This is a genomic window from Bacillus sp. 275 (assembly GCF_001999205.1).
GTDB lineage: Bacteria > Bacillota > Bacilli > Bacillales > Bacillaceae > Bacillus > Bacillus velezensis.
Map to the genome: position 1 here is coordinate 3,466,197 of NZ_CP019626.1, position 20,359 is coordinate 3,486,555.

The 20,359-nt window shown below is 46.1% G+C and carries 19 protein-coding genes and 2 pseudogenes; 17 read left to right on the forward strand and 4 right to left on the reverse strand.

Going from position 1 to position 20,359, the window contains the following annotated elements; translation table 11 throughout:
- Window positions 1-5: 5 nt before the first annotated feature.
- The gene (locus tag BZ167_RS17090; protein ID WP_003152870.1) at window positions 6-140 is read right to left on the reverse strand and encodes a YqzM family protein; all 135 of its coding nucleotides are present in this window, start codon (window positions 138-140) and stop codon (window positions 6-8) included.
- A 40-nt stretch (window positions 141-180) separates the two neighbouring features.
- Between BZ167_RS17090 and BZ167_RS20190 the strand changes: the two are divergent.
- Together BZ167_RS20190 and holA are read left to right on the forward strand one after the other, a co-directional pair.
- Window positions 181-332 (forward strand): annotated as a pseudogene (locus BZ167_RS20190) (hypothetical protein).
- A gap of 39 nt (window positions 333-371) precedes the next feature.
- Window positions 372-1,413, forward strand: a pseudogene (holA, locus tag BZ167_RS17095) (DNA polymerase III subunit delta).
- Window positions 1,414-1,429: 16 nt separating this feature from the next.
- On the opposite strand, the gene rpsT reads toward holA, so the two are convergent.
- Window positions 1,430-1,696, reverse strand: coding sequence for a 30S ribosomal protein S20 (rpsT, locus tag BZ167_RS17100; RefSeq protein ID WP_003152876.1), 267 nt, complete (start codon window positions 1,694-1,696; stop codon window positions 1,430-1,432).
- Between the two features lie 202 nt (window positions 1,697-1,898).
- Here rpsT and gpr point away from each other — a divergent pair, with 202 nt between their 5' ends.
- The 12 genes from gpr to mtaB all read left to right on the forward strand — a co-directional run bounded on the left by gpr (window position 1,899) and on the right by mtaB (window position 15,836).
- Window positions 1,899-3,005: a GPR endopeptidase gene (gpr, locus tag BZ167_RS17105; protein ID WP_007408268.1), complete on the forward strand. Its 1,107-nt coding sequence runs from the start codon at window positions 1,899-1,901 to the stop codon at window positions 3,003-3,005.
- 67 nt (window positions 3,006-3,072) lie between these two features.
- Window positions 3,073-4,266 (forward strand): stage II sporulation protein P, encoded by a 1,194-nt coding sequence (gene spoIIP, locus BZ167_RS17110; RefSeq protein ID WP_060674653.1) that lies wholly within the window; start codon window positions 3,073-3,075, stop codon window positions 4,264-4,266.
- 16 nt (window positions 4,267-4,282) lie between these two features.
- A complete protein-coding gene (locus BZ167_RS17115; protein ID WP_007408270.1) occupies window positions 4,283-4,621 on the forward strand; it encodes a YqxA family protein in 339 nt (112 codons plus the stop codon).
- 132 nt (window positions 4,622-4,753) lie between these two features.
- Window positions 4,754-6,589 (forward strand): translation elongation factor 4, encoded by a 1,836-nt coding sequence (gene lepA, locus BZ167_RS17120; protein WP_014418416.1) that lies wholly within the window; start codon window positions 4,754-4,756, stop codon window positions 6,587-6,589.
- A 59-nt stretch (window positions 6,590-6,648) separates the two neighbouring features.
- Complete coding sequence (gene hemW, locus BZ167_RS17125) at window positions 6,649-7,788, forward strand: radical SAM family heme chaperone HemW (RefSeq protein ID WP_015417851.1); 1,140 nt, start codon at window positions 6,649-6,651, stop codon at window positions 7,786-7,788.
- Window positions 7,789-7,868: 80 nt separating this feature from the next.
- The gene (gene hrcA, locus BZ167_RS17130; protein WP_003152889.1) at window positions 7,869-8,900 is read left to right on the forward strand and encodes a heat-inducible transcriptional repressor HrcA; all 1,032 of its coding nucleotides are present in this window, start codon (window positions 7,869-7,871) and stop codon (window positions 8,898-8,900) included.
- A gap of 59 nt (window positions 8,901-8,959) precedes the next feature.
- A complete protein-coding gene (gene grpE, locus BZ167_RS17135; RefSeq protein WP_033574149.1) occupies window positions 8,960-9,553 on the forward strand; it encodes a nucleotide exchange factor GrpE in 594 nt (197 codons plus the stop codon).
- 24 nt (window positions 9,554-9,577) lie between these two features.
- Entirely contained in the window at window positions 9,578-11,416 is a 1,839-nt protein-coding gene (gene dnaK, locus BZ167_RS17140; RefSeq protein ID WP_015417849.1) for a molecular chaperone DnaK, read from the forward strand.
- Window positions 11,417-11,601: 185 nt separating this feature from the next.
- Entirely contained in the window at window positions 11,602-12,729 is a 1,128-nt protein-coding gene (gene dnaJ / locus BZ167_RS17145; RefSeq protein ID WP_003152895.1) for a molecular chaperone DnaJ, read from the forward strand.
- A gap of 23 nt (window positions 12,730-12,752) precedes the next feature.
- Complete coding sequence (prmA, locus tag BZ167_RS17150; protein WP_012118021.1) at window positions 12,753-13,688, forward strand: 50S ribosomal protein L11 methyltransferase; 936 nt, start codon at window positions 12,753-12,755, stop codon at window positions 13,686-13,688.
- A gap of 22 nt (window positions 13,689-13,710) precedes the next feature.
- Entirely contained in the window at window positions 13,711-14,481 is a 771-nt protein-coding gene (locus BZ167_RS17155) for a 16S rRNA (uracil(1498)-N(3))-methyltransferase (protein ID WP_015417848.1), read from the forward strand.
- A complete protein-coding gene (gene mtaB, locus BZ167_RS17160) occupies window positions 14,481-15,836 on the forward strand; it encodes a tRNA (N(6)-L-threonylcarbamoyladenosine(37)-C(2))-methylthiotransferase MtaB (RefSeq protein WP_014305444.1) in 1,356 nt (451 codons plus the stop codon). The genes BZ167_RS17155 and mtaB overlap by 1 nt, the downstream gene beginning before the upstream one ends.
- 64 nt (window positions 15,837-15,900) lie before the next feature.
- Here mtaB and BZ167_RS17165 read toward each other — a convergent pair.
- Together BZ167_RS17165 and BZ167_RS17170 are read right to left on the reverse strand one after the other, a co-directional pair.
- Window positions 15,901-17,051, reverse strand: a protein-coding gene (locus tag BZ167_RS17165) for an IS3 family transposase (RefSeq protein WP_095352997.1) whose coding sequence is annotated in 2 segments (ribosomal slippage) — window positions 15,901-16,778 and window positions 16,778-17,051 — 1,152 coding nt in all. Because the reading frame shifts where the segments join, the coding sequence is not laid out codon by codon here.
- Window positions 17,052-17,163: 112 nt separating this feature from the next.
- Entirely contained in the window at window positions 17,164-18,090 is a 927-nt protein-coding gene (locus tag BZ167_RS17170; RefSeq protein WP_007408277.1) for a Na/Pi symporter, read from the reverse strand.
- A gap of 171 nt (window positions 18,091-18,261) precedes the next feature.
- Here BZ167_RS17170 and rpsU point away from each other — a divergent pair, with 171 nt between their 5' ends.
- The 3 genes from rpsU to BZ167_RS17185 all read left to right on the forward strand — a co-directional run bounded on the left by rpsU (window position 18,262) and on the right by BZ167_RS17185 (window position 20,335).
- Complete coding sequence (gene rpsU, locus BZ167_RS17175) at window positions 18,262-18,435, forward strand: 30S ribosomal protein S21 (protein ID WP_003152957.1); 174 nt, start codon at window positions 18,262-18,264, stop codon at window positions 18,433-18,435.
- Between the two features lie 14 nt (window positions 18,436-18,449).
- Window positions 18,450-18,896 carry a GatB/YqeY domain-containing protein gene (locus BZ167_RS17180; protein ID WP_007408278.1) on the forward strand — a complete coding sequence of 149 codons (447 nt, stop codon included), beginning with the start codon at window positions 18,450-18,452 and terminating at the stop codon, window positions 18,894-18,896.
- 122 nt (window positions 18,897-19,018) lie between these two features.
- Entirely contained in the window at window positions 19,019-20,335 is a 1,317-nt protein-coding gene (locus BZ167_RS17185) for an NfeD family protein (RefSeq protein WP_061860719.1), read from the forward strand.
- The last annotated feature ends 24 nt before the right edge of the window (window positions 20,336-20,359 follow it).

The window sequence follows — 20,359 nt, forward strand, 5'->3', positions numbered from 1 at the left end:
TGCGGCTAAGAGCCGATAAGATGGATGGCTGTTGCCATCACGAACAAAAAGGCGAAAAATCCGAAGGACACGACAAAACCGACAGCTGAGTCAACAGCATCATTTCGTTTGCTTTGAACGTTTTTTTCAAAATCATTCAATTTCATCCCTCCTGACTTCTCTAAGTATACTGGAATTGTTTTGAAAAATCTAGAAGTGATGGTAACGTTTTCTGTTCTTGTGATTATCGCCTTTTTACAAGCAGACCCGGGAGCTTGTGAATCAGGCGTTTATTATAAATGAGGAAGCTGTCCTTAAAGCTTCCTCTTTACTATTTGCCGAACTCAATTTAGGATAGAAGGGGATCAAGAAAGAGAGGAAGTCATACGATCATGGTATTTGATGTTTGGAAAGCCCTGAAAAAAGGGGATGTCCGCTCCGTTTATTGCTTATACGGAAAAGAAACGTATCTGCTCCAAGAAACTGTCAGCCGGATCAGACAAGCTGTCGTTGATGAGGAGACAAAGGATTTTAACCTGTCTGTTTTTGATCTTGAAGAGGATCCGCTTGACCAGGCCGTAACCGATGCGGAAACGTTTCCGTTTATGGGAGAGAAGCGGCTGGTCATCGTAAAAAATCCGTCTTTTTTAACAGGGGAAAAAAAGAAAGAAAAAATAGAGCATAATACAGCCGCTCTGGAGACTTATCTGAAGGAGCCTGCACCTTACACGGTCTTTGTGATTGTGGCTCCGTATGAGAAACTGGACGAACGGAAAAAGCTGACGAAAGCGCTGAAGCAAAAAGCCCTTATGATTGAAGCTAAGGAGCTGAATGCAAAGGAGACAACTGATTTTACGATTAATCTGGCGAAATCCGAAAATAAAATGATCGATACAGAAGCTGCCGAGCATTTGGTTCTGCTTGCAAACGGCCATCTGTCATCCATATATCAGGAAATACAAAAACTCTCCGCCTACACCGGTGACAGACATGAGATCACACTTGAAGATGTCCGGGAGCTCGTCGCAAGAAGTTTGGAGCAGAATATTTTTGAGCTGATCAACAAAATCGTGAACCGAAAACGGACGGAAAGTCTTCAAATATTTTATGATCTTTTAAAACAAAACGAAGAACCGATCAAAATTATGGCGCTGATCGCCAACCAATTCCGACTGATTATGCAGACAAAGTATTTTGCGGGACAAGGATACGGCCAAAAGCAAATCGCTTCCAACTTAAAGGTGCACCCCTTCCGGGTAAAACTGGCGATGGATCAGGCGAGGCTTTTTTCCGAAGAAGAGCTGCGGCGTATTATAGAAAGACTCGCAGTGATGGATTATGAAATGAAAACGGGGAAAAAGGACAAGCAGCTCTTGCTGGAGCTCTTTCTCCTTGAGCTTCTCCGGACTGAATGAAAAAAACGATCCCCGTTAAAGGGATCGTTTTTGTATTATGCAGAAAGTCCGTTCACTTGTTTCGCAAGTCTAGATTTGTATCGAGCTGCGGCATTTTTGTGTACAAGACCTGTTTTCACTGCTTTATCAATGCGTTTCGCTGCTTCAGAAAGAGCAGTTTTCGCTTTATCCGCTTCGTTGTTAGCAACAGAAGCTTCAACTTGTTTGATTGCAGTACGCATAGCAGATTTGATTGTCGCGTTATGAGCGCGGCGTTCGTTGTTTGTTTTTGTACGTTTAATCGCTGATTTAATGTTTGGCATGTGTTTCACCTCCTAAGATACAACCTGTAGCACAGTGTCTTAAGGTTAAATCTTCTTCACAATAGAACAAATTGTATTCTATCAAACAGAACTTTAGATTGCAATATAAATGTAAAGTATTTTTCGTTGATGGGTAAATTCGCATGATTCGTTTTGTAAATGGTCACACTATGTACCACGATGATTGAAGGAGGTCTTCCCTGTGAAAAACAACGAACTGGATGTCAATCAATTTCTGATACGGACGGATTTAGCGGTAGAAACGAAACAGGCGGTAAAAGACGGACAAGCCGGTCAGAAAAAAGAAATAAACGGGTTTATTGAAAAAGAACGCGACAAGGGCGGCATTAAAGTCAGAACCGTCGATATTACCAAAGAAGGCGCCGAGCTATCGGGGAAAAAGCAGGGACGCTATGTCACGATCGAGGCTCAAGGGGTTCGGGAACACGACTCTGACATGCAGGAAAAAGTAACGGAAGTGTTTGCCGAGGAATTTTCCGCCTATCTGTCGGCATTAAAGATTCCAAAGGATGCAAGCTGTTTGATCGTCGGTCTGGGCAACTGGAATGTGACGCCGGATGCGCTCGGCCCTCTCGTGACCGAAAACCTTCTTGTGACAAGGCATCTGTTCAGGCTTCAGCCGGAAAACGTGCAGGAAGGGTACAGGCCGGTCAGCGCGCTTGCTCCCGGTGTGATGGGATTAACGGGAATTGAAACGAGCGATATTATTCAAGGTGTGATCAAAGAATCAAAGCCGGATTTTGTGATCGCGGTAGACGCTCTTGCGGCCAGAGCCGTTGAAAGGGTGAACACGACCATCCAATTTTCTGATACGGGCATTCACCCGGGATCAGGCGTCGGCAATAAGAGAAAAGAATTAAGCAAGGAAACGCTCGGCATTCCCGTCATCGCAATCGGGGTACCGACTGTCGTTGATGCGGTTACGATCGCAAGCGATACGGTGGATTATATATTAAAACATTTCGGAAGAGAGATGAAAGATGACAGCCCGTCAAGATCTCTGGTGCCCGCCGGAATGAACTTCGGCAAAAAGAAGGTGCTGACAGACGAAGACCTTCCGGGAGAAAAAGAACGCCAATCCTTTCTCGGTATTGTCGGCACGCTGGACGAAAACGAAAAACGCCAGCTGATTCACGAAGTGCTTTCTCCGCTCGGCCATAATCTGATGGTCACGCCGAAGGAGATTGACACCTTTATTGATGATATGGCGAACGTACTTGCAAACGGGTTAAACACCGCCCTTCATGAAAAAGTGTCACAAGATAACAAAGGTTCTTATAATCATTAAAATGGTTCTACCTCCTCTAGCTTGTTCATAGAGTAATTACTAGACAAGCGCTGGAGGGATTCAAATCATGAGAAAAAAACGCAGAAACCGTCAAATTGTCGTTGCAGTAAACGGTGGAAATGCGCTCAAGGGCATGTTTTTGTTTATGACAAGCCTTATCGTTATTTTTGTATTATCGGGTGTGCTCACATCGCTTCGCCCTGAACTGAGGCTTTCTTCGGATTCTCTTCACGGAATTGCCGGAGAACTTCCGGGTGACGCGTTTGCACACCTCCTCGGCATGGAAAATCATTATTTCGCCTCAGAGCTTCCTGAAAAAGACTCTTTTCAGCTGTCCCGGCTGTCCTTAAAACTGGCGACAAGCATTAATATGGAAGACCCGCGGAGTTTCTTGGGACGTGAGCTGCCGGGATTTTCCCAATATGATACGGAGATCCTTCTGGCGGGGCAGGGGACGGATTATACGAATATGCCGGCTGAATCTCCGCCGCCGTCAAAGGTGATGGAAAAAGAAAAAGAAGTGAACCTGGCAGAAATCGAAAACAAAACGAAAAAAGAAGAAACGGCGCCGCCGAAACATTCAACAGGCAGCAAAAAAGTCGTTTTTATTTACCACACTCATAATACCGAATCCTATCTTCCTCTGTTAAAGGGGGAAACAAATCCGGATAACGCCCGCCATTCGAAGGCCAATGTCACGCTTGTCGGAGATATGTTCGGAAAAGCGCTTGAAGCGCAAGGTGTAGGAGCGACCGTAGATAAAACCGACATTCAGGCCCGCCTGAACAAAGACGGTTTAAATTATGCGCGAAGCTACGACGAATCAAGGCCGGTCGTAAAAAGCGCGCTCGCCAAAAATAAAAACCTGCAATATACCATAGACATTCACCGGGATTCCCGCCGCAAGAAAAATACGACAGCCGACATCAAAGGAAAAAGCTATGCCAGAGTCGCCATCGTCGTCGGCAAAAAAAGCGCTAATTTTGAAGAAAACTATAAACTCGCAAGTGAACTTCATAAGCTGATGGAGAAAAAATACCCCGGCTTAAGCGTCGGTGTTTTATCAAAAGGCTCTCCGGGAGATAATGGAGTATACAACCAAGATTTAAACGACCGGTCGCTTCTGCTGGAATTCGGGGGCGTGGATAACAATCTTGAAGAACTGAGGCGCGCATCAGATGCCGTGGCCGATGTGTTCAGCGAACTGTACTGGGATGCAGAAAAAGTCAGCTCGCAATCAGGAGAGAAGAAAAAACAATAGAAATCAGGTGATTCGAATGATCCGTTTTACCGGCAAATGCCTGCTGATCGCCATTGTCATGTTTTTCGGCGTATTGTTCGGCATGCAGCAGGCAAACAGCGGAATGCTTGATATGAAAGGATACAAAGACCCTTCCTTAAAAGGAGCATTCACGCTCGGCGGCGGAGAAGGACAGGAAAAAGAAGCTTCCATTTTGGGGCAAACCGTTACGGCGAAAGATCTGGAAGAAAAACAAAAACAGCTGGAACAGGCGGAAACCTTCAACCTGTTTTCAAAAGCCGGAGAAACCCTTTCAAATACCGTGACGGACTCGGCGCAGGCGATGTATGAGTGGGTTTCGAAACTGAACCGTTAGCATTGATGAAGAGAAAAGCGGATGATTCCTTAAAGGAAGCTTTTCTCTTTCTTGTTTTAATTGAATGTTTACAATCCTATTGATATAATCTAAGCTAGTGTATTTTGCGTTTAATAGTAGGAGTGATAGATTGTGACAGATAAAGAAAAGCGTTTAGAGAGGCAGTCAAGAATCCGGAATTTCTCCATCATCGCCCACATAGACCACGGCAAATCGACCTTGGCGGATCGGATTTTAGAAAAAACATCGGCGATCACCCAGCGGGAAATGAAAGAACAATTGCTTGATTCAATGGACCTTGAACGCGAACGGGGAATTACCATCAAATTAAATTCCGTTCAGCTGAAATACAAAGCAAAAGACGGAGAAGAATATATATTTCATCTCATCGACACGCCCGGACACGTCGACTTTACATATGAAGTATCGCGAAGCCTGGCTGCCTGTGAAGGCGCGATTCTCGTTGTTGATGCGGCTCAGGGAATAGAAGCGCAGACATTGGCGAACGTCTATCTGGCGCTTGATAATGATCTTGAGATTCTTCCTGTCATTAATAAAATCGATCTCCCGAGCGCAGAGCCAGAACGTGTGCGTCAAGAGGTTGAGGACGTTATCGGCCTTGACGCTTCAGACGCCGTCCTCGCTTCAGCGAAAGCGGGCATCGGCATCGAAGACATTTTAGAACAGATCGTAGAAAAAGTGCCGGCTCCCGCGGGAGATCCGGAAGCTCCGCTGAAAGCGCTCATCTTTGACTCGCTTTATGACGCGTACCGCGGAGTCGTCGCGTATATCAGAGTCGTAGAAGGAACGGTCAAACCGGGCCAGAAAATTAAAATGATGGCAACCGGAAAAGAGTTTGAAGTGACAGAAGTCGGTGTGTTCACGCCGAAAGCAACTCCGACAGATGAACTGACTGTCGGCGATGTAGGCTTTTTAACTGCTGCGATCAAAAATGTCGGTGACACACGCGTCGGTGACACGATAACAAGCGCGGCCAATCAGGCTGCCGAAGCATTGCCTGGGTATCGCAAGCTGAACCCGATGGTGTATTGCGGTTTGTATCCGATCGATACGGCCAAATACAATGATTTAAGGGAAGCTCTTGAGAAGCTTGAACTGAATGACTCATCGCTTCAATATGAAGCAGAGACATCCCAAGCGCTCGGATTCGGTTTCCGCTGCGGATTTTTAGGTATGCTTCACATGGAAATCATTCAGGAGCGGATTGAGCGTGAGTTTAAAATCGACCTGATCACAACGGCACCGAGTGTTATCTATGATGTGTATATGACAGACGGCGAAAAGGTTGTTGTTGACAATCCGTCCAACATGCCTGACCCACAAAAGATCGAAAGAATCGAGGAGCCGTATGTAAAAGCGACAATGATGGTGCCGAACGATTATGTCGGTGCGGTGATGGAGCTTTGCCAAGGAAAACGCGGCAATTTTATCGACATGCAATATTTAGACGCAAATCGTGTCAGCATTGTCTATGACATGCCATTAGCGGAAATCGTATATGAATTTTTTGATCAGCTGAAATCAAGCACAAAAGGCTACGCGTCCTTTGATTACGAGCTGATCGGCTACAAACCGTCTAAACTTGTCAAGATGGACATTATGCTGAACGGAGAAAAAATCGACGCCCTTTCATTTATCGTGCATCGCGATTACGCGTACGAACGCGGAAAGGTAATTGTAGAAAAACTAAAAGAGCTCATTCCGCGCCAGCACTTTGAAGTACCGATTCAAGCGGCGATCGGCCAGAAAATCGTGGCCCGCTCTACCATTAAAGCGATGCGTAAAAACGTATTGGCTAAATGTTACGGAGGAGACATCTCACGGAAACGGAAGCTTCTTGAAAAACAAAAAGAAGGAAAACGCCGGATGAAGCAGGTCGGCTCAGTAGAAGTGCCGCAGGAAGCGTTTATGGCCGTTCTTAAAATGGATGACAGCCCGAAAAAATAACGGAAGCCGCCGCAGCCCCGCGCTGCGGCTTCTTTCTGTAAAGAAGAAGGTGTTTCAAAATGAAATCAGCTTATATTCATATTCCGTTTTGTGAGCATATCTGCCACTATTGCGATTTCAATAAATATTTTATTCAGAGCCAGCCTGTCGATGAGTACTTAAACTCACTCGAAAAGGAAATGATAAATACAATAGAACGGACGGGACGCCCTGATCTCCGCACGATTTTTATCGGGGGAGGCACGCCGACATCGCTCTCACCCGTCCAACTGGAAAAATTGATGGATTCCATTCACCGCGTGCTGAAGCCTTCTGACGGACTCATAGAATTTGCCGCGGAAGCGAATCCGGATGATTTATCCCCGGAAAAATTAAAAATCATGAAAAATGCCGGTATCAACCGGCTGAGCTTCGGTGTTCAAACCTTTGAAGATGAGCTTTTACAAAAAATCGGCAGAGTGCATAAACAAAAGGACGTATTCACTTCCTTTGAACGTGCGAGAGCTCTCGGCTTCGACAACATCAGTCTCGATTTAATGTTCGGCCTGCCGGGTCAGACGCTGGCCGATCTTGACAATTCCGTCAAAACGGCTTTGTCTCTTGATGCGGAGCACTATTCCGTTTACTCGCTGATCGTAGAGCCGAAAACGGTGTTTTATAATTTAATGCAAAAAGGCCGCCTGCATCTCCCCGCGCAAGAACAAGAGGCCGAGATGTATGAAACGGTCATGAGGCAGATGAGTGAAGCGGGCATCCGTCAATACGAGATCAGTAACTTTGCAAAGCCCGGATACGAGTCCCAGCATAATCTGACGTATTGGAGCAATGAAGAGTATTTCGGTTTTGGCGCAGGCGCTCACGGATATATCAGCGGCACGCGCACCGTCAACGCCGGGCCTGTGAAACATTACATGCAGCTCATCGAAGAAAAGGGGCTGCCTTACCGTGACACGCACGAGGTGACACGTGAGGAGCAGATTGAAGAAGAAATGTTCCTCGGTCTCAGAAAAATGTCCGGCGTACAAAAGCAAGCTTTTCTCGATAAATTCGGACGCTCGGTCGACGAACTGTTTCCCGATGTTCTCAAAGATTTAACCGAAAAAGGCCTGATCTGTGACACGGAAGAATCGGTTGCATTAACGCATGAAGGCAAATTATTAGGAAATGAGGTTTTTGGCGCTTTTTTGGGTGAGTTATAATTGACATTTTTCTTTTGGTTTGTTACTTTTGATATAGAATTAGCACTCGCTGACCTTGAGTGCTAACAGGGGTGATGATGATGTTAACAAATCGTCAGCTGTTGATCCTGCAAGTGATTATTAATGATTTTATACAATCGGCGCAGCCTGTAGGATCAAGAACTCTTTCAAAAAAAGACGAGATTACATTCAGCTCTGCAACGATCAGAAACGAGATGGCTGACTTGGAGGAATTGGGCTTTATTGAAAAAACCCATTCATCCTCAGGACGGATTCCGTCGGAAAAAGGGTACAGGTATTATGTCGATCATTTGCTGTCACCCGTCAAGCTGACAAAAACCGATCTGGATTTAATTCACTCGATATTTAAAGAAAAAATCTTCGAGCTGGAAAAAACAGTCCAAAAATCAGCGCAAATCCTGTCCGACCTGACAAACTACACATCGATTGTCCTCGGGCCGACGCTGAGCGAGAACTATCTTAAACAGATTCAAATCGTTCCGATCCAGCCGGATAAGGCGGTCGCCATCCTCGTCACGAACACGGGGCATGTCGAAAACCGCACCATCAATTTCCCGGCTAAAGTGGATTTGGCCGATATTGAAAAACTGGTCAATATACTAAACGATAGATTAGCGGGCGTGCCGATGGACGAACTGAATGAGCGCATTTTCAAAGAGGTTGTCACATATTTAAGGCAGCATATCGCCAACTATGACAGCATACTTGAATCGCTCCGCTCCACATTCCATCCGGCGGCCCACGTTGAGAAATTGTTTTTCGGCGGAAAAATCAACATGCTGAATCAGCCGGAGTTCCATGATATTGAAAGGGTCCGCTCGCTCTTATCTTTAATTGAAAAAGAGCAGGATGTTCTGAAGCTGTTTCAGTCATCAAAAGCCGGGATTTCAATCAAAATCGGGAAAGAAAACGACTACGAAGAAATGGAAAACTGCAGTTTAATCACGGCCACCTATACAGTTGATACGAAACAGATCGGATCAATCGCCATTATCGGGCCGACGCGCATGAATTATTCAAGAGTCGTCAGCCTGCTGCAGCACGTGACTTCGGACTTGTCAAAAGCATTCACAAGTTTGTATGATGAATAAGGGAATTTTGGCAATCATTTTCAGTCATCTTTTTACAGCATTTGAGGGAGGTGAACACAATGTCAGAAGAAAAACAAACCGCAGAACAGGTTGAAGCAGCAGAACAGGTTGAAGCAGCAGAACAAGAAGAAGTGACAGAACAGGCAGAACAAGCCGCTTCACAAGAGCAGCATGAAGAAACGGCAGGTCAGGAAGAAGCCCTTCAGCACCAAATTGATGAATTGCAGGGTTTGCTTGATGAAAAAGAAAACAAGCTTTTGCGTGTTCAAGCAGACTTTGAAAACTATAAACGACGCAGCCGCCTTGAAATGGAAGCTGCTCAGAAATACCGTTCTCAAAACGTCGTAACGGAAATCCTTCCGGCTCTCGACAACTTTGAACGGGCGTTACAGGTAGAAGCTGAAAGCGAGCAGACAAAAAGCTTGCTGCAAGGTATGGAAATGGTCCGCCGCCAGCTGATGGACGCACTTGAAAAAGAAGGCGTTGAAGCTATTGAAGCTGTCGGTCAGGAATTTGATCCGAACCTTCACCAAGCCGTCATGCAGGTGGAAGATGAAAACTTCGGCAGCAATATTGTTATCGAAGAATTGCAAAAAGGCTACAAACTGAAGGATCGCGTCATCCGTCCTTCAATGGTAAAAGTGAATCAATAACTACATAGCAGGAGGTAATTCAAAGTGAGTAAAGTAATCGGAATTGACTTGGGTACGACAAACTCATGTGTGGCAGTGCTTGAAGGCGGAGAGCCTACAGTCATCGCCAACGCTGAAGGAAACCGTACGACTCCGTCAGTCGTTGCATTTAAAAACGGCGAGCGCCAAGTAGGGGAAGTGGCAAAACGCCAATCCATCACAAACCCCAACACAATCATGTCTGTTAAACGCCATATGGGTACTGACTATAAAGTGGAAATCGAAGGAAAAGACTACACGCCTCAAGAAGTGTCAGCTATTATCCTTCAGCATCTGAAAGCATATGCTGAAAGCTACCTTGGCGAAACAGTTTCAAAAGCCGTTATCACGGTTCCTGCATACTTCAACGATGCGGAGCGCCAAGCGACAAAAGATGCCGGTAAAATCGCCGGTCTTGAAGTAGAACGTATTATCAACGAGCCGACTGCAGCAGCGCTTGCATACGGACTTGATAAAACGGACGAAGACCAAACGATTCTTGTTTACGACCTTGGCGGCGGTACGTTTGACGTATCTGTTCTTGAACTTGGCGACGGCGTGTTTGAAGTCCGTTCAACTGCCGGTGACAACCGTCTTGGCGGGGACGACTTTGACCAAGTCATCATCGATCATCTCGTAGCAGAATTCAAAAAAGAAAACGGCATTGATCTTTCAAAAGACAAAATGGCGCTTCAGCGTTTGAAAGATGCGGCTGAGAAAGCGAAAAAAGATCTTTCCGGCGTTTCATCTACACAAATTTCTTTACCATTTATCACAGCGGGAGAAGCAGGCCCTCTTCACCTTGAGCTGACACTGACCCGCGCTAAATTCGAAGAGCTTTCCGCTCACCTTGTTGAGCGCACAATGGCTCCTGTCCGTCAGGCTCTTCAAGATGCGGATCTTTCTGCAAGCGAAATCGACAAAGTTATCCTTGTCGGCGGATCAACACGTATTCCTGCCGTACAGGAAGCAATCAAAAAAGAAACGGGTAAAGAAGCGCATAAAGGCGTAAACCCTGATGAAGTTGTAGCACTGGGTGCAGCGATTCAAGGCGGCGTCATCACGGGAGACGTAAAAGACGTTGTTCTTCTTGACGTTACACCGCTTTCTCTCGGTATTGAAACAATGGGCGGCGTGTTCACAAAACTGATCGACCGCAACACGACAATTCCGACGAGCAAGTCTCAAGTATTCTCAACTGCAGCTGACAACCAAACGGCTGTTGACATTCACGTGCTTCAAGGTGAGCGCCCGATGTCTGCCGACAACAAAACGCTCGGCCGCTTCCAGCTTACTGATATCCCGCCTGCACCGCGCGGCGTACCGCAAATCGAAGTTTCTTTCGATATTGACAAAAACGGTATCGTAAACGTAAGAGCGAAAGACTTAGGCACAGGAAAAGAACAAAATATTACAATCAAATCTTCATCAGGTCTTTCTGATGATGAGATCGAACGCATGGTAAAAGAAGCGGAAGAAAATGCTGACGCTGATGCGAAAAGAAAAGAAGAAATCGAAGTCCGCAACGAAGCTGACCAGCTTGTGTTCCAAACGGAAAAAACATTAAAAGATCTGGAAGGCAAAGTGGACGAAGAGCAAGTGAAAAAAGCAAACGACGCGAAAGACGCGCTGAAAGACGCTATCGAGAAAAACGAAATTGAAGACATCAAAGCGAAAAAAGATGAGCTTCAAACAATCGTTCAAGAGCTTTCTATGAAGCTTTACGAGGAAGCGGCGAAAGCGCAGCAGGCTGAAGGCGGAGCAAACGCTGAAGGCAAAAAAGCGGATGACAACGTTGTCGATGCGGAATACGAAGAAGTAAAAGACGACGAAACGAAAAAATAAGTTCTTTCCCGCATGGCTATAGGCGGAAGAACACATAGCATATTCTGATTCAACAGACAGAAAGTCAAAGTCAGGCATCTCTTGGCTTTGACTTTTTTTCTTGCCCGGGATAAAAGGAATTGAAAAAACATAATTCAAAATGATACAATCTAATTTATGTGAGAAATTCGGGAGAGTGAAGCGAGATGAGTAAGCGTGATTACTATGAAGTGCTTGGGGTAAGTAAGAGCGCTTCAAAGGATGAAATCAAAAAAGCCTATCGGAAGCTTTCAAAAAAATATCATCCTGATATCAATAAAGAATCCGGAGCAGATGAAAAATTCAAAGAGGTAAAAGAAGCGTACGAAGCGCTCTCAGACGACCAAAAACGCGCTCAATATGACCAATTCGGCCATACAGACCCTAACCAGGGATTCGGCGGCGGTTTCGGAGGCGGCGGAGACTTCGGCGGCTTCGGTTTCGATGACATCTTCTCAAGCATCTTCGGAGGCGGCACGAGACGCCGTGACCCGAATGCGCCGCGGCAAGGCGCGGATCTGCAGTATACAATGACCCTGTCATTTGAAGACGCGGCTTTCGGGAAAGAAACGATCATTGAAATTCCGCGCGAAGAGAATTGCGAAACATGTAAAGGGTCTGGCGCGAAGCCGGGAACAAAGCCGGATACGTGCTCGCACTGCGGAGGTTCAGGCCAGCTGAACGTCGAACAGAACACGCCGTTTGGCAAAGTGGTTAACCGAAGAGTCTGCCACCATTGTGAAGGAACAGGAAAAATCATCAAAAACAAGTGTTCTGACTGCGGCGGCACGGGCAAAGTGAAAAAACGGAAAAAAATCAATGTCACGATTCCTGCCGGTGTGGATGACGGACAGCAGCTGCGCGTTCCGGGCCAAGGTGAACCGGGCGTAAACGGAGGGCCTGCGGGAGATCTGTTTGTCGTATTCCATGTGCGCGCCCACGAGTTCTTTGAGCGCGACGGAGACGATATTTATTGCGAAATGCCGTTAACGTTTGCCCAAGCGGCACTCGGAGACGAAGTGGAAGTGCCGACGCTTCACGGAAAAGTGAAATTGAAAATACCTGCCGGCACACAAACAGGCACGAAATTCAGATTAAGAGGCAAAGGCGTTCAGAACGTCCGGGGCTACGGACAAGGCGACCAGCACATTGTCGTCCGCGTCGTCACACCGACGAATCTGACAGACAAACAAAAAGACATCATCCGCGAGTTCGCTGAAGTCAGCGGAAACCTGCCGGATGAACAAGAAATGAGTTTCTTTGACAAAGTAAAACGCGCATTTAAAGGCGAGTAATGATTGGATAGGAGTTGGTAGTTTTGAAATGGTCCGAAATCAGCATTCACACAACACATGAAGCGGTCGAACCCATCTCAAATATTTTGCATGAAGCTGGTGCGAGCGGGGTTGTCATCGAAGATCCGCTTGATTTAATGAAAGAGCGTGAGAATGTTTACGGGGAAATCTACCAGCTCGACCCCAATGATTACCCCGATGAGGGTGTCATTGTCAAAGCGTATCTGCCGATCAACAGTTTCCTCGGCGAAACGGTGGACGGCATTAAAGAGACGATTAATAATCTGCTTTTGTACGACATTGATTTGGGCAGAAACACAATCACCATTTCTGAAGTTAATGAAGAAGAATGGGCGACAGCTTGGAAAAAGTATTATCATCCTGTGAAAATTTCTGAAAAGTTCACGATCGTTCCCACATGGGAAACGTACACACCTGTTCATACAGATGAACTGATTATCGAAATGGATCCGGGTATGGCATTCGGTACGGGAACGCATCCGACAACCGTTCTGTGCATTCAGGCGCTTGAGCGCATCGTTCAAAAAGGCGACCGTGTCATTGATGTCGGCACCGGTTCAGGAATTTTAAGCATCGCGGCCGCCATGCTTGAGGCCGAATCGGTTCATGCGTATGACCTTGATCCGGTCGCTGTTGAAAGCGCGCGTCTGAATGTGAAATTGAACAAAGTGAGTGATACGGCCGAAGTGAAGCAGAACAATTTGTTAGACGGCATCACGGGCGAACATGATGTCATTGTCGCAAATATTTTGGCGGAAGTGATTCTCCGCTTTACATCACAGGCGTACGACCTGCTCAAAGACGGAGGCCATTTTATTACTTCAGGCATTATCGGCCAGAAAAAACAGGAAGTAAAAGAAGCGTTGGAAAAAGCCGGCTTTACCATCATAGAAATTCTGTCTATGGAAGATTGGGTCAGCATCATCGCGAAAAAATAACAGTTAGTAGGTGTCACAGCGTATGCAACGATATTTTATCGAGCTCACGAAGCAGGAGATGGACGAAACTCCCGATTTTCAAATCACGGGGGAAGACGTCCACCATATAGCGAATGTCATGAGAATGAGTGCGGGCGGCCGGATTATCTGCTGTTCGAAAGACGGCCATGAAGCGTTATGCCTGCTTAAAGAGGTTTCTAAAGATCATATATCATGCAGCATTGCTGAGTGGACGGGTGAAAACCGTGAACTGCCGCTGAAGATCAGGATCGCAAGCGGCCTCCCGAAAGGCGATAAGCTTGAATGGATTATCCAAAAAGGGACCGAGCTGGGGGCTAGTATGTTCATCCCCTTTCAGGGCGCCAGATCCGTCGTTAAGCTAGACGACAAAAAGGCAAAGAAAAAGCGGGAGAGATGGGCGAAAATCGCGAAGGAAGCGGCGGAGCAATCGTACCGCAATGAAATTCCCGAAGTGAAAACCGTTCATACGTTCCGGCAGCTGCTTGAAATGGCGGAGAATGTCGATAAATGTGTCGTTGCATACGAGGAGTCATCAAAGCAGGGAGAAACGGGCGCTTTCGCTGCGGAGCTCAAAAGCCTTCCGCAAGGTTCGTCTCTTTTAATCGTATTCGGCCCTGAAGGCGGTCTGACTGAGTCTGAAGTTCATCAGCTCTCAGAAAAAGGCGCCGTCTTATGCGGCCTCGGACCGAGAATTTTACGGACTGAAACTGCGCCTCTTTACGCGTTAAGCGCAGTTTCCTATCATACAGAGTTATTAAGAGGTGATCAGTAGTGGCAACTGTTGCTTTTCATACCCTTGGCTGCAAGGTCAACCATTATGAAACAGAAGCAATCTGGCAGCTGTTTAAAGATGCGGGTTATGAACGAAAAGAATTCGAACAGACAGCAGATGTATATGTCATTAATACATGTACGGTAACAAACACGGGAGATAAAAAAAGCCGTCAAGTCATCAGACGGGCGATCCGCCAAAATCCTGACGGCGTCATCTGCGTAACAGGGTGCTATGCGCAAACCTCTCCGGCGGAAATTATGGCCATCCCGGGTGTTGACATCGTCGTCGGCACGCAGGATCGTGAAAAAATGCTCGGTTACATTGAGCAGTACAGGGAAGAGCGCCAGCCGATCAACGGCGTCGGCAATATTATGAAAGCACGCGTGTTTGAAGAGCTGGATGTTCCTGCTTTTACTGACCGTACAAGAGCGTCGTTAAAAATCCAAGAGGGCTGCAACAACTTCTGTACGTTCTGCATTATCCCTTGGGCGCGCGGCCTGCTTCGTTCCCGCGATCCGGAAGAAGTCATTAAACAGGCGCAGCAGCTGGTGGATGCCGGCTATAAAGAAATCGTCCTGACGGGGATTCATACGGGCGGCTACGGCGAAGATATGAAAGATTATAATTTCGCCAAGCTTCTCCGCGAGCTTGATACACGTGTAGAAGGACTGAAGCGGATCAGAATTTCATCTATTGAAGCAAGCCAAATCACTGATGAAGTAATTGAAGTGCTGGATGCGTCTGATAAAATCGTCCGTCACCTTCATATCCCGATTCAGTCAGGATCAAACACCGTTCTGAAACGGATGAGACGCAAATATACGATGGAATTTTTCGCGGACCGTTTAAATAAGCTTAAAGAAGCGCTGCCGGGTCTTGCCGTCACATCTGATGTCATCGTCGGTTTCCCGGGAGAAACGGAAGAAGAATTTATGGAAACATACCGGTTCATTAAAGAACATAAGTTTTCAGAGCTTCACGTATTCCCTTACAGCAAACGCACCGGAACACCTGCGGCCAGAATGGAAGACCAGGTTGACGAGAACGTGAAAAACGAACGGGTGCATAAGCTGATCGCGCTGTCTGACCAGCTTGCAAAAGAATACGCCTCCGATTATGAAGGAGAGGTTCTGGAAATCATTCCGGAAGAGGCGTTTAAAGAGTCTGATGAAGACGGCATGTTCGTCGGCTATACGGACAATTACATGAAAGTCGTCTTCAAAGGCACGGAAGATGTAATCGGCAAACTTGTCAAAGTCAAAATTCAAAAAGCGGGCTATCCGTATAATGAAGGGCAATTCGTCCGCGTCGTTGAGGATGAAATGACCCGGAACATGCGCATGTCTTCATAACAGATAAAAAAACCGGTGCCTTCCGGGACTGACCCCCGTTTTTGAGACAGGGATCAAAACACCTTTAAGCAGCCAGCTGTCGGTATGTGACCGGCGGCTGGTTGTTTAGTTTCGTTTGAATACGAATGTTGTTATAATAGTATATATAGGTTTCGACAGTTTGCTCTACGATGGTCGTCGTAGTGCTTTCCAACCTGTCGAGGTAGAACGTTTCAGACTTTAGTGAGGAATGAAACGATTCGATGGAGGCATTATCAGCGGGTGTCCCTTTACGGGACATGCTCATGGTAATGCCTTTTGTTTTAACAGCTTTCTGATACTCATAAGATGTATAAACAGAACCTTGGTCACTATGTAACACGCAGTTCTCTGGGAGTACGGGCAGCTGATCAAGTGTGTGTAAGACAAAATCTGTGTCCTGTCTATCGCCAATCGTAAAAGCAATCACTTCTCCATTGTATAAATCCAATATACTGGAAAGATACAATTGTTTCTGCCCATAAGGCAAATATGTGATATCCGTTACTAGCTTTTCCAGAGGGCGATCAGACTGAAAGTTCCGATCTAATATATTCTCGGCCACGGCATATGGCTGCCCATTCTTCTTGCGCTTTTTCACCTTAACCCGGCATTGCCACTGGTTTTTCTGCATAATGCGCTGAACCGTTTTATGATTAATACGCATTCCCTTTTTTAATATGGCTGTGATTTTCCGATAGCCATATCGATACTTATGTTCTCGGCACAACGTGCCGATTTGTTTTTCTAAATGGTATTTAGGGTTATCTTTCATCAGATTCTTCTTCCAACGATAATAAGATGCTCGTGAGATACCTAAATGAATACAGATATCCTGTATGGTCATTGTGCCGCGCAATGCTTCTACAAGCTCGACTGGCGTTTCGCTATCAGCTTCCTTTCCAATTCGTTGTACTTTTTTAACACTTCATTCTGTTGTCTCAGATAACGATTTTCTGCCTGCAGTTTCTCTAATTCGGAAGAATACTCTGGACCTTTTCCATAAGAATATTGCTTTCCGACAGGTTGTTCGAATCGATGTGTGTCCCCAGCTTTATACCACCTGACCCATGTCTGCACCTGCGTCTTATTCTTTATATTCAATTCCTGCATGATCTCCTTCACAGGCACGCCCGCCAATCTCATTTCTACAGCCTTCTGTTTGACTTCAACCGGATAACTCACTCTTGCCCTCATAGAAAAACACCTCCAAGTCTAATTTCGGATAACAACGATCCGTTTTCAAACTTGAAGGTGTTTTTTGTTTGTCTCATATTATGGGGTCAGTCCCCTTCCCGCATCGGTTTTTTTACGGTTTCGGAGGAATCAGCCTGTCAATCAGCCGGTAAAACAAATGTGTGAACGGCAGAAACAATAAGGCGGTGACTACGTTAAATAACAGGCTGAAATGCGCAATCATCTGCGCGGGATCATCAGACAGGCGCTCCGTAAAACCTGCTGATGCGGACAGGAAGGGAAATACGAGCAGCACGCCGAGAATATTAAACACAACGTGAGCACCGGCGGTCTGTCTGGCGGCATAACCGCCTGAAACAGCAGCCATGACGGCCGTGACGCATGTCCCGATATTAGATCCCAGAACGACGCTGACCGCTTGTTCAATGCCGATCACTCCTTCGTTCATAAAACTCATCAAAATGCCGATGCAGACGGAGCTTGAATGAATGATTGCCGTCAATATCATACCGATAAAAAGAGCGGACCAGCTCGAATCATTCACATGTCGCAAAACCTCCGCCCCCGCCTTCATTTCTGTCAGCGGAACGGCGAGCCGGCTGAAGCATGTGATGCAAAAAAAGATGATGCCGAGACCGAGGAAGCTTATGCCGATCTGCCTGAACGGATATTTACGGAGGAGGATAAACACAAGGCCTCCGATAAAAAGCACCCAAATGAGCACATCCATCTTTATGGCTAAAAACTCCGTCGTAAACGTGGAGCCGACATTCGTGCCGAGAATCATCGGAATGGTCCGTTTAAAAGATAAAGCGCCTGCGCTGACAAAGCCGATGACAATGACCATGAAGGCTGAGCTGCTCTGAAGAAAACCGGTGAATACGATGCTTATGAGAAAAGCTTTCAAAGGGTGGTCGGTAAATAAGAGCAGGCTCTTCTCAATTTTTGAATACGTTAAGGCGATCAGGCCCTGCCTGAGCAGGCTCATTCCGAGTAAAAAAACCAGGATAAGTGCGGTAAAGAGAATCAGTATCATCAAACGAAACACCCCTTTCCATCATTATATAGACAAGCAGCCTTATTCATGACGGAAAAGTGAGCTCGCTTAGTTGACCTGACTGATGGCTTATATTATAATGTCAAAGTACATGTTTATATATGTATCTTTTTAAAGGTAGTCGATTGGTGTATTCGGAGGGAGGGAAAGAGAATGTCAAAAACGGTCGTTAGAAAAAACGAATCGCTTGAAGATGCTCTTCGTCGCTTCAAACGCAGTGTATCAAAGACAGGTACTTTGCAAGAAGCAAGAAAGCGCGAATTTTATGAAAAACCTAGCGTAAAGCGCAAGAAAAAGTCAGAAGCTGCTAGAAAACGCAAATTCTAAAAGAGGGTGGATTTATGAGTCTTCTTGAGCGACTTAACCAAGATATGAAGCTGTATATGAAAAGCCGTGAGAAAGACAAACTGACTGTCGTTCGAATGGTGAAAGCTTCACTTCAAAACGAAGCAATTAAGCTTAAGAAAGACAGTTTGACCGAGGATGAGGAACTTACTGTCCTATCTCGTGAACTTAAGCAACGTAAAGACTCCCTCCATGAATTTTCAAACGCTAATCGTTTAGATTTAGTAGATAAAGTTCAAAAAGAGCTGGACATTTTAGAAGTTTATTTACCGAAGCAGCTTTCTGAAGAAGAGCTGCAGACAATCGTAAATGAAACCATCGCTGAAGTCGGTGCGAGCTCCAAAGCGGACATGGGCAAAGTGATGAGTGCTATTATGCCTAAAGTAAAAGGTAAAGCTGACGGCAGCGTAATTAACAGACTTGTCAGCAGTCAATTATCTTAATTGACAAGAAAAAAGACATCTTTCCTTGAGAGATGTCTTTTTTTATACATAAAAAAATGAAACTAAAGTACATTTGTTACGTATATAAAGAAGAACGAAACGGGAAGGAGGGTATATTTGCCTTGTTCCGAAAAAAAACCGGAATTGCTGTTGCTCTATTGGGCTTATTTGTATTATCTTTATTAGGGGTTCAATTGAACGCGAAAGCTGATCACCCATCGGTTTATGTCATCCCGGTTGAGAAAAATGTCGAACAGGGGCTCGCCTCGTTTTTATCGCGTTCTTTCAAAGAAGCGAAGGAGTCCGGCGCGTCACACATTATTCTTGACATCAATACACCGGGAGGCGCCGTTCAATCAGCCTTGGATATTGCGGATATCATCGGCCGCGCGGATGTGCCTGTTACCGCTTACGTTAATAAACGGGCGCTTTCTGCCGGAGCGTATATAGCGCTCCAGGCAGATGAATTCTATATGGCGCCGGGCGGAAAAATGGGTGCCGCAGCCATCATCGACGGAAAGGGAAACGCGGCAGACAAAAAGGCCCAATCACTGTGGCATGCAGAAATGGAGGACGCAGCGGTTAAAAACAACCGAAATCCGAAATACGCCCTGGCCATGGCAGATCCCGCCATTAATGCAAAGGAAGCGGGCGCCCCAAAGGGAAAACTGCTGACACTGACAGCTGAAAAAGCCAAGGAAGTCGGATATTCGGAGGGCACGGTTTCAGACCTTGATGCTTTATATACAAAGCTCGGTTTTGACAAAGCGGATGTTCACCATGCAGAAGAAGGTTTCGTCGGCAAACTGGGCAGATGGCTGACAAATCCGTTTGTTGTCCCCGTCTTATTAACGCTTGCTTTGCTTGGTTTGACCATTGAATTGTTCTCGCCGGGCCTCGGGATACCGGGTGCCGTCGGACTGACGGCCATGCTGCTGTTTTTCACCGGGCATATCGCTGCCGGATTCGCCGGCTATGACAGCGTATTCTTATTTTGCGCGGGCTTGGTTTTTATCCTTTTAGAGATATTTCTGCCCGGAGGCATAATCGGTCTTATCGGTATTGCAGGCGTCATTGCGAGCCTCTTTCTCGCTGCGGGCAGCTTTACCGTAATGGCGGTTTCTCTCTTGATCGCCATTGCTGTGTCTATTACAGCCTTTATCATATTAACAAGGGTGTTGGGGAAACGAATGAAATTCTTTAAAAAATTAATATTAACTGATTCAACAAGCACGGAGAGCGGTTATGTTTCAAATCAGAACCGGACGGAGCTGTTGGGAAAAGTCGGCGTTACCGCTACAGCCCTCAGACCGTCAGGCACCGTCATTATTGATGATGAACGTCTGGATGTCGTCTCGGAAGGATCATTCACTGAAAAAGACAGACAGGTGAAAGTAGTGAAAGCGGAAGGCTCACGCATTGTCGTGAGAGAAATATAGATGATAACCTTGAGGAGGAATTAG

Excerpts from the sequence above, each read along its gene's own strand:
- rpsT (WP_003152876.1), bottom strand. The coding sequence starts at position 1,696 with ATGCCAAACATTAAATCAGCGATTAAACGTACAAAAACAAACAACGAA.
- spoIIP (WP_060674653.1), top strand. The coding sequence starts at position 3,073 with ATGAGAAAAAAACGCAGAAACCGTCAAATTGTCGTTGCAGTAAACGGT.
- BZ167_RS17115 (WP_007408270.1), top strand. The coding sequence starts at position 4,283 with ATGATCCGTTTTACCGGCAAATGCCTGCTGATCGCCATTGTCATGTTT.
- hemW (WP_015417851.1), top strand. The coding sequence starts at position 6,649 with ATGAAATCAGCTTATATTCATATTCCGTTTTGTGAGCATATCTGCCAC.
- hrcA (WP_003152889.1), top strand. The coding sequence starts at position 7,869 with ATGTTAACAAATCGTCAGCTGTTGATCCTGCAAGTGATTATTAATGAT.
- grpE (WP_033574149.1), top strand. The coding sequence starts at position 8,960 with ATGTCAGAAGAAAAACAAACCGCAGAACAGGTTGAAGCAGCAGAACAG.
- dnaJ (WP_003152895.1), top strand. The coding sequence starts at position 11,602 with ATGAGTAAGCGTGATTACTATGAAGTGCTTGGGGTAAGTAAGAGCGCT.
- BZ167_RS17155 (WP_015417848.1), top strand. The coding sequence starts at position 13,711 with ATGCAACGATATTTTATCGAGCTCACGAAGCAGGAGATGGACGAAACT.
- rpsU (WP_003152957.1), top strand. The coding sequence starts at position 18,262 with ATGTCAAAAACGGTCGTTAGAAAAAACGAATCGCTTGAAGATGCTCTT.
- BZ167_RS17180 (WP_007408278.1), top strand. The coding sequence starts at position 18,450 with ATGAGTCTTCTTGAGCGACTTAACCAAGATATGAAGCTGTATATGAAA.